This window comes from Actinacidiphila sp. bgisy145, from assembly GCF_057708125.1.
Genome location: NZ_JBYIRL010000005.1, coordinates 50,299 through 62,669 on the forward strand (window position 1 = coordinate 50,299; position 12,371 = coordinate 62,669).

The following is a 12,371-nucleotide window of genomic DNA, read 5'->3' on the forward strand; positions in this document are numbered from 1 at the left end:
CCCGCGATGCAGCCCATGCCGTCCGTACCGTCAGGCCCACTGACACCGTCCGGGCCCGCGCGGCGCGAGGGCACCGGCGCCCCCGCCCGCGCCGGAGCGCCCGCCGACATCCACCCCGTGCTGCGCCGCGCCGCCGCGTCGCCCGCCGCACTCGACCTGCTCACCCAGGCCCACCTCGGACTGGAGGAGGCCGCCCGGCTCGACGCCCCCCACGAGCGGTACGCGACGGCGCACCTGGCCGCGCTGCGCACCGCCGCCGCGGTGCTCGCCGTCCGCGGCCGCCCCGAGCTCCATCCCCGCAAGCGCGCCCGCATCCGCAGCGCGTGGGAGGTGCTGCCCGAGGTCGCGCCCGAACTGGCCGAGTGGAGCGCCCTGTTCGCGGCCGGCGCCGAGCGCAGGGCGCGCGCCGAGGCGGGCATAGCCGGCGCGGCCGGCCCGCGGGAGGCGGACGACCTGCTGCGCTCGGCCGGGATGTTCCTGCGCCTGGTGGAGCGCATGCTGCTGCTCCGGCCCGCGGCAGGCGGCACGCTCTAAGGGCAACTCACGTCGCAGGTGCCCCGGCGGGGCTCGCCGTCCGGCGGCCGATGTCGACGTACTCCCCGACCAGTGCGTCACGCCGGGAACTCCTCCAGGCAAGGCAGACCCGGGACGGGGGGATGTCGTCGACGAGGACATGGGCGATGTCGGGGCGAGCGAAGTACAGGGCGGTCGAGAGCGGTACGACGATGACACCGCGTCCCGCGGCGACATGCTCAAGCAACTCCTCGATGCTCCGCGCGGCGGGCACCGGCTGTGCCACGCGTTCGTCCGCGGGCATCGGGATGCCGCCATGCCGTTCGGGCACGTCGTCGAGGAGCAGGCGTTCGGCTGCCACCTCGGTGATGTGCACCGTCTCGCGCTGTGCGAGCCGGTGGTCGGCCGGAAGTTCGACCACCCGCGGCTCGGAGAACAGCGGCTCGACCGACAGGCCGTGAGCGCGGAAAGGGACACGCAGGTAACCGACGTCGACCTGGCCGCTCCTGACGGACTCGGCCCGCTGGAGGAAGTCCATGCGGAGCACCTCCACGGAGACGTCGGCGTGGCGGGCGGAGAACGCGCGGACGGCAGGGGCGATGGACACACCGGGAGTGAACCCGACCGTGAATCTGCGCAGGCCGGTGGCCACGTCGCGAACGCGGCGCCGGGCGGCTTCCGCCGCCGCGAGCAGACCGAGTGCTTCCTCCAGCAGCGCCTCGCCGACCGAGGTGAGCCGCGTCCCCTTGGCGTCCCGGTGGAACAGCGTGGCATCCAAGTCCTTTTCCAGCGAACGGATCTGGCGGGAGAGGACTGGTTGCGCGATGTGCAGGGCCTCCGCGGCGCGGACAAAGGACCCGTGGTCGGCGACGGCGACGAAGTAGCGCACCTTGCGCAGGTCCAGGTCCCTCACACGCACTCCCAGTCCTGCACCGATGCCTTCAGGGTATGGCAAGGGCCGCGGAAGGTCTTGGACGGGACAGGCCGACCGGCGGGACCATCAGGGGCATGAAGATCATCTGTGTCGAAGAACACACGGTCGACCGGGAGATGGCGAAGGCCGTCGCGCCCGCTCTGCTGCGGGAAGCGCCCTACATGGGCGCCCAGTGGGGCGCGGAGGCACCCTGGCCGCGGGGCAGCGGGCGTCCGACGGTCGTCTCGGTGCGGGAAGCCGAAGAGCTGGCCGTGGATCTCGGCGAGGGCCGGATCAGGGCCATGGACGAGCACGGCATCCAGATGCAGGTGATCTCCTGCACCACGCCGGCGCAACTCGCTCCCGCCGAGCAGGCCGTGGTCCTCATACGGGCTGCCAACGACCGGCTCGCCGGCGCGGTCAAGGCATACCCGGACCGGCTGAGCGGATTCGCGGTCCTGCCGTGGCAGGACCCGCGGGCGGCAACCGCCGAACTGGAAAGGTGCGTCGGCGAACTGGGCCTGAAAGGGGTACTCATCGCGGGCCGCCCGGGGGACACGTTCCTGGACGACCTGCGGTACGCGCCGGTGCTCCAGAAACTCAGTGATCTGCGGGTGCCCCTCTATGTCCACCCCTACCACCCGCTGCCGCGGGTGCAGGACGCCTACTACGGCGGTTTCTCCCCCATCGTCAGCTCGTGGCTCTCGCTCGGCGCGTGGGGGTGGCACAACGAGGCCGGCGTGCACGTCCTGCGTCTGATTCTCTCCGGAGCGTTCCAGCGGCACCCGGACCTCCAGGTCATCAGCGGGCACTGGGGGGAGATGGTTCCGTTCTCCCTGCAACGCCTCGACGATACGCTCCCGCCGAAACGGACCGGCTTGCCGGACACCATCACCGAGATCTACCGGAGACATGTCTGGGTCACCCCCAGCGGCATCTGGGGCCTGCCGCACTTCGAGTTCGTGCGCAAGGTGGTGGGCGCCGACCGGATCATCTGGTCCGTCGACTACCCGTATCTGGCGCTGGACGGAACACGCGCCTTCATCGAGAAGCTGCCGGTCGGTGAGGAGGAGAGGGAGAAGATGACCTATCTCAACGCCGAGAGGCTGTTCGGGCTCTGACGCGGTGCCCCTCGCCACCGCGCACCAGGCCGCGGCGGCGAGGGGGCGTCCGACCCGGCGGCCAGTGGGGCGTTGCAGGCGGCGCAGGTATTCCAGGGACATCGAAAGCGCCGCCGGAAGGCCCCGCACGCGACGTCGTACGCCGGTCACGCCCACCGGGGCACCTTGAGCGCCCCCGACCGCAAGCAGCTCCGTTCCGCGGAGGTGACGGTGTTCTTCAGCAGCATGGTCACCGTCATGGGGCCGACGCCACCGGGAACCGGCGTGATGTACGACGCCTTCTGCCGGACCCCGTCGAAATCGACGTCGCCGACGACGCGGCTGCTGCCGGGGACCCGGTTGATGCCGACGTCGATGACGACCGCGCCGGTCTGCACCATCTCCGCCGTGACGAGGCCGGGCACACCCGCGGCGACGACGAGGATCTCCGCCAGGAGGGTGAACTGCGCGAGGTCACGGGTCTTGGCGTGGCAGATCGACACGGTGGCGTCGCCGTGCATCATCATCAGGCCGAGAGGCTTGCCCACGATGTTGCTGGCGCCGACGACGACCACGTTCCGGCCCGCGATCCCGATGCCCTCGTGGGCGAGCAGTTCGAGCACCCCGTACGGCGTGCAGGGTGGGAAGACCGGCTCGCCCACTACAAGGCCGCCGACGTTGTAGAGATGGAAGCCGTCCACGTCCTTGGCGACCTCGATGCTCTCCAGCACCTGCCGCATCCCCACCTGCGGGGGCAGCGGAAGCTGGACGAGGACGCCGTGGACGTCATCGCGGCCGTTGAGCGCGTGGATCGTGTCCACCAGCTCCGCTGTGGTGACGGTGGCCGGCAGGTCGTACCGGAACGAGGCGATGCCCACCTGTGCACATGCCCGCTGCTTGTTGCGGACGTACACGTGCGACGCGGGGTCGTCGCCGGCCAGCAGGACCGCGAGCCCGGGCACCACGCCGGAGCGTTCCCGCAGGCGGCGCACGCGTGCGGCCAGTTCCTCTCGCACCCGACCGGCGATCGCATTGCCGTCGATGACTCGGGCGGCCACGTCATCGCCTCGACGAGCCCGCGCTGCCGGTGGACTGCGGGGAGTAGGCGAAGGGAGCCGGGGCGACGGTCGCCCGCAGCTGCACCTGCCGGTGCCGCTCCACCCGGGGCTTGCGGGAACCGCCGTCGGCCTCACCCCACAGCACGACGACCTCGGTACCCGGCTCGGCGTGCGCGGGGTCGAGCATGGCCAGGGAGAGCATGCGACGCTCGTTGGCCGAGTACCCGCAGAAGGTCGAGAGCCCGACCATCTCCCCGTTGACCAGCACCTGGTCGCGCTGTCCCAGCGTGGCGTAGTCAGCCAGCGGGAACTCGATGAACTTCGCCGGTGTCCCGTCCTCCAGCAGGGAACCCATGGCGGCCAGAACGTCGTCGCGGTTCCAGATGAGCGTGACCCGGCGGCGTGCTTCGCTCCTGGACATGCGCTCAAGCGCCTGCCTGCCGATGAAGTCGTGGTCGAATGAGACGAGCTTGCCGTAGCCGAGTTCGAACGGGGTCGTGTAGTAGTCCTCGATGAGGTCGCTGCGGAAGCTGCCGGCCAACTGCCACCGCCCCTCCCATCCGTCCGCGGGCAGCCATTCGCGGTATCCGCGCAGAGCCTGGCCGGTATAGACGGCCGGCACCGGGCCTGCGATCCACCCCGATTCCTGGATGGCGCTGTAGTACGCTTTCATGCCGCCCTGTACCAGGCCGAACTCCGCGCCGGCCCGCAGCAACGCCTCGTGGACGGCGGATTCGTCGGCATACGCGCCACTGATCTCGTACGCCTTGTGACGCCCGGCCATTCCGTGGCGGAGCACGAGTACTTCGACACCCGCGATGCGGGCCGTGAAGGTACGGAAGAGTCCCGGGTCGGGAATGGGCCCTCCGACGGCCTTCTCGAAGATCGACCTGGCGTGCGGCCCGTCGAGCTGGTACCGGAACCGGACCCGGCCCGCGGACCCGTTCTCCGCGGTGTTGCCGTCCCTGGTCAGGTCGACGTTCCAGTCGCCGGTGCCGGCCTGGTATTCGATCCAGTTCAGCAGGGGCATGCTGCTGACGAGCTCGTAGCTGTCGTCACCGTGCGGATAGAGGACGCAGTCGCCGATCAGGTAGCCCTCGGGGGTGCAGCCGACGAACTGCTTGGCCACCCCCGGGGCGAGGTTTCCGAAGCTGTTCACCCCGATCCAGTTCAACAGGCGGCGCGCGTCAGGGCCGGTCACGTACAACTCGGGCATATGATGGGTCTGGTTGAAAATCACCGCGGACTCACGCCATGCGAGCTGCTCATCACGCCAGTTCGAGAACTCGGCGGGAACGGGGAACCGGCCGGACTGTGAACGGGTGTTGAGCCCGGGGCTCTCGTTGTAGAAATATCCGACGAGGTCGGGGTGGCGGTCGATCAGTTCTTGGAGGGACTGGCCGTCAGTGCGTTCGGTCATGGGCCGGACCTTTCGTATGAGGTACGAAGGAAGGGGAATTGCCGCTCATATCGATGCTTGCACCCCGGACGCCACGTGCGAATGCCGCTTGCGGGTATCGGACGATGCGGTTTCGCATGTTGTCCGGGCGTCCGGACGAAGGACGGAGGACCGGGACCGCGGCAGCCCTCGCCGGGCCGCCCGTGCAAGCGGGGTGGGAGTCACGTCAGGACGACTGTCCTGCGGCCTTGGACCAGCACCCGGTTCTCAAGGTGGTAGCGCACCGCCCGCGCCAGTGCGAGGCATTCGGTGTCGCGGCCGAGCTCAGCGACCGCCGCCGCGCTCATCGCGTGGTCCACCCGCTGCACCTCCTGCGCGATGATCGGGCCCTCGTCGAGGTCCGAGGTGGCGTAGTGGGCGGTCGCGCCCACCAGCTTGACGCCTCGGTCGTATGCCTGCTGGTAGGGCCGGGCGCCCTTGAAGCTGGGGAGCAGCGAGTGGTGGATGTTGATCACCCGGCCCTGGAGCCGGTCGCACAGCGCCGGGGAGAGGATCTGCATGTAGCGGGCGAGAACCACCAGCTCCACCCGCTCCTCCTCGACGAGCCGCAGCAGCTTGTCCTCGGCGCCGGCCTTGGACCCGGCGTCGACCGGAAGATGCACGAAGGGGACGCCCGCCGACTCCGCGAGATCCCGGCAGTCGGGGTGGTTGGACACGACCGCGACCAGTTCGGCGCGCAGTTGGCCGGTGCGCACCCGGTGGAGAAGGTCGTTGAGGCAGTGCCCGACCCTGCTGACCATGATCAGCACTCGGGGCCGGTGCCGGGCGTCGACCAGGCGCCAGTCCATGCCGAGAGCACGAGCGACGGGCTCGAACTCCGCCCGCAGGGCTGCTACGTCGGGCACCCCCTCCACCAGGCCCGTCGCGGCGACGCGCATGGCGAAGCGGCCGGCCTCCCGGTCGCCGAACTGGTGGCTCTCGACGATGTCGAGGCCGTGACCGGTCACGAAGGCCGAGACCGCCTGAACGATCCCCGGACGGTCCGGGCAGCAGAGCGTGAGCACGATCTCGCTCATGCCGCGGCTCCGCCGCACGCGTTGAGCCAGGTCTGGAAGACGGGCACCTGGTTGAAGGTGAAGACGTGCAGTCCTTCAATGTCGCCGCCCCCCTCCGGCTCCGTGGCGAGCACCGCCCGCACCAGGGGAGCGGGGTCGTAGGCCCGCCCCGTGAGAACGTTGCCGACCAGGCCGTGCTGCTTGGCCAGGAAGCGCAGCGACTGGCCGACCCCGATACGCAGCGACAGCTCGGTGAGCTTGGCGAGCTTCAACGGTCCGGCGATACCGACACGCACCGGCAGCGTCACCCCCCGCGCCCGCGCCTGCGCCAGCCATGAGGCGAGCGCTGCGGCGTCGAAGCACATCTGACTGACCAGGTACGTGGCAGCGCCCTGCTTGCGCAGCAGCGCCTCCCACAGCCTGTCGTCGTCGATGCCCGGATGGCCCTCGGGATAGCAGCCGATGCCGATCCGCGTGAACGGGTGCTCCATCGACGTCAGGTCGTCCAGCAGTCCGGCGGCATCGGCGTACCGGCCGACGGGAACCGTGGCGTCGCCGCCGACGACGTAGAGATCGGTCACGCCCAGGTCCGCGACGCGCCGCACGAAGTCCCGCAGCGCCGGGCGGTCTGCCACCATCCGGGCCGCGAGGTGGGGGACGACCCGCCGTCCCGAGTGCGCCGCGACCGCGCAGTGCTCCAGCGTCCGAGCCAGTCCGAACTTCGGGGAGCAGGTGACCGCGACGGTGGCGTCCTGAGCCGTCGCGAGGATCTGCTCCTGGGCGCCCTTCAGCGGAATGACCTCTATCGTGGCCTCTTTCAGCAGTCGGAGAAGCCGCTCATCGGCGCCTGACGGGGTGACAACACGCTGCTCGGCGGTCATCGGCCGGTCCTCTCGCTCGGAAACGGCCCCCGGCCCGTCGAACGCCGGGCCGGGAGCGTGACACGACGGGGAACTCTAGGCACGGGCAAACGCGTCCACGAGCCACCAGGCGAAGGGTCCGGCACCGGTGCGCGAAGCCGCCGCCGGGCGGGCCGGCCGGCGCGGCGGCTTCGCCTACCGGACCCCGCCGCTTCGCTCAGTGGATGGCGCCCCGGCGCGAGCGCTCCTAGACTCGATCGCCGCAAGAGGCACCTCCGACGAGCGCTGCCCGGCCGGACCGGTCCACCGCCGGCCCGGGGAAGGGGCGATATCGGACGGACAACGGCTGACGTCCGCACGGGCTGTGAGACGCGTTCATCGAGGTCAAGCCGCAGGTCGAGCAGCGCTCCACGACCCAGGTCGCAGTGACGGAGCCGGGCGGGAACGGCAGGTCGACGCGGGACGCACGCCCGCCGCTCCGGCCAGGTTCGTGGAGGACCACGCATCGACATTCGGAGAGCCGCATGACCGCCTTCGCCGACGTCACCCACCAGCCGCGCACCGATGACTCCGTGCTGCGCTCGCTTGCCGCCTACAAGCGCTACGAGACACACGACCTCGCGGTCGCGGAGGTGGAGATCCGCCGGTTCATGGCCCCAGGCCGACTGCGTGTCCGCCCCGGCGACCACGAGGATGTCGCCGCCAGCGCCTTCTATGCCGACACCGGCTCCGTCGGGATCGGGCGGATGAGCTACGGCGCCGACGTGGTCGTCGACCGGCCGACCGACTCCCGGCACCTCGGGATCGCGATACCGCTGTCCGGGCGCATGCGCGTCTGGCGAGGAGGCGAGGCCGCCGACGCGCCGGCCGGCGAGTCAGTCGTCGTGATCGCGCCGGACGGGCGCTCCGTCACCGAGTGGAGCGCCGACTGCGACGCCCTCATGCTGCGCGTGACGACCTCCTCGCTCGCCCGCGCGGCACGAGCCCTGACGGGCGACCGGACCACCGGCCGGCCGCCGCGGTTCGTGCACCAGGTGCTGCCGCTGGAGCGGGGATACGTCGTCCACAGCGCCGCCAGACTGCTCGCCGAGACCTTCGGACGGTACGACGACGTGGCCGCCGTTCCCCACGGACTGCTGCAGCAGCTGTCCGAACACGCCCTGAGCGCTGTGCTGCTCGGGTTGGAGCACGACCTCAGCGCTCCCGCCAAGCCGTCCTACCGGGCAGCTCCCAGCAAGGCGGTGCGGTCAGCCGTGCGACTGATCGAGGACGAGGAGAGCGCGGTGTTCAACGTCGGCGAGCTGGCACGCCACCTCGGTCTTACCGTACGGGCCCTCGAACTGGGTTTTCGTCGCGCGTTCGACGAGACCCCGCACCAGTACATGCGGCGGATCAGGCTCGAACGGGCGCACCGCGAACTTCTGGCTGCCGACGCCGCCGACGGGACCACCGTCACTGCGATCGCGACCAGATGGGGTTTCTTCCACACCGGGCGGTTCGCCACCTCGTACAGGGCCGCTTACGGTGTCATGCCCTCGGACAACCTGAAGGCCTCACCGACGCAAGCCCTCCTGTGAGTGCTCCGGCCATCAGCGTCCCGCCCCTGTACGGCGCCGGCGGGCCCTCTCGGCCGGCCGAGGGCCTGCTCAGGCGCGGCGGCGGCCCTTGACCCGGCGGGGATAGGGGAAGAGGCGGGGGCGGCGTTTGGCGGCCGCGTCCTCCACCCAGCCGAAGAGCAGCAGGGCCAGCACGATCAGGGGGATGGCGACCAGCAGGGGGAGCCACTGGCTGGTGAGCAGCCAGCGCAGGTGGGCGTACGCATACGGGTCGTTCCAGAGCTGGTCGATGATCGGTTCGGTCATCACCAGGGCCACGCAGTGCCACAGGTACACCGAGACCGCACGGGAGTTGAGCAGCGTGATCACGCCGTTGAAGCGTTCCAGCGGTCTGGGCCAGTGCTCCCACGACGGGCTGAGGTGCAGCAGCAGCATCACGCAGCCGAACGACCAGACCGCCTGGGCCAGTGGCACCGCCTCCAGGTCGGGGCCGACGCGGGGGTTGTCGACCGGTGCCCGCTGGAGCAGCCAGAAGCCGGCCACCAGCACCAGCGGGGCGATCGACGGCACCACGTACTGCGGGATCTTCCGCAGCAGGCCCTCCTGGTGAGCCATGCCCAGCAGCCAGCAGGCGCCGAATGTGGTGAAGTCGGTGGCGGTCTCCATGATCCGGCCGGACTGGTCCACCAGGCCGGAGTTGAGGAACGCGGAGCCCGCGAGCGGCACCAGCAGTGTCACCCAGGGCAGCCGCCGCACAGCCTTCAGCATCAGTGGCGAGAACAGGACGTACCACAGGTACGCGCGCAGGTACCACAGCGGGACGACGACCTGCTCGGCCCAGCTGTGCGGTAGGTGGCCGGCGAAGCCGTGCACGCTGTCGGCATACGGCGGGGTGCTCAACGGCAGGACCCAGAAGGCGAGTTCGCCCCACCACCAGCGCGGGTGCCCGTCGGTGTGCGGCCCCCATCCGTCCAGGACCATGGCGGTCAGCACGACGGCGCCGAACATCCACATCGGCGGCAGCAGGCGGCGGGTGCGGCTGCGGATGACGCTCCAGGCGGGGCGCTTGAGCGAGCGGGCCATCAACGAGCCCGCCAGGGCGAACATCACGCCCATGGAGGGGAAGACCAGCGGCAGCCAGGTCCAGCCGAAGTTGTGGTACACCACGACCCGGACGAGTGCGAGGGCGCGCAGCAGGTCGAGGTAGCGGTCCCGCCCGCCGCGCGGACGGGGTGCCGGGGCGGTGTCCGCGGCCCCGGGACCGGCGGCCGGACCGGCATCGGGGCCGGCCGGCTCCGGGTCGGTCCGGAGCGGGTCGGTCCGGTGGACGAACGCCTCCGGCACGGTGATGGTCCGCAGTTGGACGGTCTCGGTGTCGTCCGTCACCAGCGTGTCGCGCTCGGCCACGCTCATGAAGCCGCGGTCGGCGGCCGGGCGGGCGTACGGGCCGCCGAAGCCTCCGTCCGCACCGCCCGCGTGCCCGCTCCGGTCCGCCGCGCCCCAGTACCCGGCGCCCTCCGGGACACCGCCGTACCCGGCGCCCTCCGGCGAACTCCCGTACTCCGCGCCCTGGGGAGCGCCCCCGTACCCGTACCCGTACCCGTACCCGGCGCCCTCCGCCGCCGCGCCCGCGTGGCGGCCGCGGCCGGCGGTGCCCCGCTGCCCGGGCTGCTCCGGCATGCCCAGCGCGTTGTCCCGTTCCACGGTGCTCATGTGCGCACCGCCTCCCCCGTGGTGACGTCCAGGCCGACCTCGCCGGTGCGGCGCAGCTTCTGCCAGCGCAGCCGGCCGCCGGTCAGGGCGGTGATCCAGGACTGCAGCAGGACCATGTACATGAGCACCCGGTAGACCACCTGCTGCACCGGCAGCGTGATCAGGTACCAGGCTTTCTCGCGGTCCAGCCGGAAGGACCACCAGGCGCAGAAGCCCTGCAGGAGCAGGACCGCGAACCAGGCACTCAGGCTCTTGTACGGGTCCACGAAGAAGCAGCCGTAGATCATGGAGATGTCGATGGCCGGCGCGAGCAGCGGCGTGACGACCATGAAGAGGGCCACGAATGGCAGCCCGACGCGCCCGAAGCGCCCGCCGGGGCCGCGTTCCAGGACGGCGTGGCGGTGCTTCCACATCGCCTGCATCGTGCCGTAGCTCCAGCGGTAGCGCTGGGACCACAGCTGGCTCATGCTGCCCGGGGCCTCGGTCCAGGCACGGGCGTTCTCGGCGTAGACGATCCTCCAGCCGGCCCGGTGGAGCGCCATCGTGACGTCGGTGTCCTCGGCGAGCGTGTCGTCGCTCATGCCGCCGGCCTGCACCAGCGCCTCGCGGCGGAAGGCGCCGACCGCACCGGGGATGGTGGGCATGCAGTTGAGGACGTCGTACATGCGGCGGTCGAGGTTGAAGCCCATCACGTACTCGATGTGCTGCCAGGCGCCGATCAGGGTGTCGCGGTTGCCGACCTTCGCGTTGCCGGCCACCGCCCCGATCCGCGGGTCGCCGAAGGGCTGCACGAGTTCGCGCACGGTCGCCGGCTCGAAGACGGTGTCGCCGTCCATCATCACGATCAGGTCGTGCGAGGCCGCGGCCACGCCGGTGTTGAGGGCGGCCGGCTTGCCGCTGTTGGGCTGCCGGATCAGCCGGACCATCGGCAGGTCCAACTCCTCCACGATCGCCGCGGTGTCGTCGGACGAGCCGTCGTCGACGACGACCACCTCGATCGGGTGGTCGCTCGCCGCCAACGAGAGCAGGGTGTTGGTGATGCACTCCTGCTCGTTGTAGGCGGGCACGATGACGCTGACCGGCTCGGTGACCGGCGGCCCGTAGCGGAAGCCGGGCTTCCTGGTGCGGCGCACGTGCAGGAGCGACAGTACGAACATCAGCGCGAACCGGGTGAAGACGAGCACGCCGACCACCGCCAACAGCGCCACCAGCCAGGGCATCACCCACACGGAGAAGGAGGTGCACCACACGAAGAACCGTCCGGCCCACAGCGTGGAGCCGTGGACCTTGGTGTTGGCCGAGCCGGTGCCCAGCGCCTCGCCGACGGTCTTGAAGGTGTAGCCCTGCGCCCTGAGCTTGTCGATGATCAGCGGCAGCGCGGCCAGCGTCTGCGAGCGGTTGCCGCCCGCGTCGTGCATGAGGATCATCTCGCCCTGGCCGGGCAGCTTCGGCATCGCGGCCTGCACGATCGCGCCGACGCCGGGGCGCTTCCAGTCGTCGGTGTCCTTGTCGATGAAGGTCACCAGGTAGCCGTCCGCGCCCACCGCCTTGGTGACCGGCCAGGACCAGTCGTCGAGGGCGTCGGCGGTGGAGGAGTACGGCGGCCTGAAGAGGCTGCTGTGGATGCCGGCCACCCCGGCGAGGGCGAGCTGCGTCTCGCCCAGCTCCCAGTGCAGCCGCATGTTGTTGTGCAGGGCGAGGTCGGGGTGCGTGTAGGTGTGCACGCCGATCTCGTGGCCCCCGGCGACGATCCGCCGGATCAGCCCGGGGTTGCGGGTCGTCATGGAGCCGGTGACGAAGAAGTCCGCCTTGACGTGCTTCTCGGCGAGCACGTCGAGGATCTTCGGCGTCCACTGCGGGGAGGGCCCGTCGTCGAAGGTCAGCACCACGGTCTTGTCCGGGACGGTGTAGCTGACGGGGTGGTCCTGCTTGGCGCCGCGGGCGTCCACGACCGGGCCGCCTTCCAGCACGCTCTTGGGCACCGTGGTCTTGTCGACGGAGACGGCCACCTTCTCGTCGTGGAAGACCTCGTTGTTCGCCATGCCGCGCAGGACCAGCAGGGCCAGCAGGGTGACCAGCAGCGTGACCGGCAGGAAGAAGCGCAGAGGTGGCGCCGCGAGTCTGCGCGGGCGCAGCACCGACCTGCTGGGGCGTTGGTGGCGCGACATGTTCGACGAGTCCTCGGGCGGTTACGGGGCGGTGGC

At 70.8% G+C, this 12,371-nt stretch carries 10 protein-coding genes; 3 read left to right on the plus strand and 7 right to left on the minus strand.

What is annotated here, in order from left to right; translation table 11 throughout:
• Positions 1-15 precede the first annotated feature (15 nt).
• Positions 16-534, plus strand: a complete 519-nt coding sequence (locus AC3ERT_RS06475) for an SAV_6107 family HEPN domain-containing protein (protein WP_335974167.1) — start codon at positions 16-18, stop codon at positions 532-534.
• Between the two features lie 7 nt (positions 535-541).
• Here the strand turns inward: AC3ERT_RS06475 and AC3ERT_RS06480 are convergent, their stop codons facing one another.
• Entirely contained in the window at positions 542-1,426 is an 885-nt protein-coding gene (locus AC3ERT_RS06480) for a LysR family transcriptional regulator (protein WP_435173127.1), read from the minus strand.
• 95 nt (positions 1,427-1,521) lie between these two features.
• On the opposite strand from AC3ERT_RS06480, the gene AC3ERT_RS06485 reads away from it, so the two are divergent.
• Entirely contained in the window at positions 1,522-2,547 is a 1,026-nt protein-coding gene (locus AC3ERT_RS06485) for an amidohydrolase family protein (protein WP_435173129.1), read from the plus strand.
• 146 nt (positions 2,548-2,693) lie between these two features.
• Here AC3ERT_RS06485 and folD read toward each other — a convergent pair whose 3' ends face one another.
• From folD to AC3ERT_RS06505, 4 genes are all read right to left on the minus strand, one after another.
• Entirely contained in the window at positions 2,694-3,584 is an 891-nt protein-coding gene (gene folD / locus AC3ERT_RS06490; RefSeq protein WP_435173131.1) for a bifunctional methylenetetrahydrofolate dehydrogenase/methenyltetrahydrofolate cyclohydrolase FolD, read from the minus strand.
• A 1-nt stretch (position 3,585) separates the two neighbouring features.
• A complete protein-coding gene (locus AC3ERT_RS06495) occupies positions 3,586-5,004 on the minus strand; it encodes an aminomethyl transferase family protein (protein WP_435173133.1) in 1,419 nt (472 codons plus the stop codon).
• Between the two features lie 200 nt (positions 5,005-5,204).
• A complete protein-coding gene (gene purU / locus AC3ERT_RS06500; protein ID WP_435133182.1) occupies positions 5,205-6,059 on the minus strand; it encodes a formyltetrahydrofolate deformylase in 855 nt (284 codons plus the stop codon).
• Complete coding sequence (locus AC3ERT_RS06505) at positions 6,056-6,919, minus strand: methylenetetrahydrofolate reductase (protein WP_435133179.1); 864 nt, start codon at positions 6,917-6,919, stop codon at positions 6,056-6,058. The genes purU and AC3ERT_RS06505 overlap by 4 nt, the downstream gene beginning before the upstream one ends.
• A gap of 503 nt (positions 6,920-7,422) precedes the next feature.
• On the opposite strand from AC3ERT_RS06505, the gene AC3ERT_RS06510 reads away from it, so the two are divergent.
• Positions 7,423-8,475, plus strand: a complete 1,053-nt coding sequence (locus AC3ERT_RS06510) for an AraC family transcriptional regulator (RefSeq protein ID WP_435173135.1) — start codon at positions 7,423-7,425, stop codon at positions 8,473-8,475.
• A gap of 69 nt (positions 8,476-8,544) precedes the next feature.
• Here the strand turns inward: AC3ERT_RS06510 and AC3ERT_RS06515 are convergent, their stop codons facing one another.
• Both AC3ERT_RS06515 and AC3ERT_RS06520 read right to left on the minus strand, forming a co-directional pair.
• A complete protein-coding gene (locus AC3ERT_RS06515; protein WP_435173137.1) occupies positions 8,545-10,167 on the minus strand; it encodes an acyltransferase family protein in 1,623 nt (540 codons plus the stop codon).
• On the minus strand, positions 10,164-12,335 hold the full coding sequence (locus tag AC3ERT_RS06520; protein WP_435173138.1) for a bifunctional polysaccharide deacetylase/glycosyltransferase family 2 protein: 2,172 nt from the start codon (positions 12,333-12,335) through the stop codon (positions 10,164-10,166). Before AC3ERT_RS06520 ends, AC3ERT_RS06515 begins: the two co-directional genes overlap by 4 nt.
• Positions 12,336-12,371 lie beyond the last annotated feature (36 nt).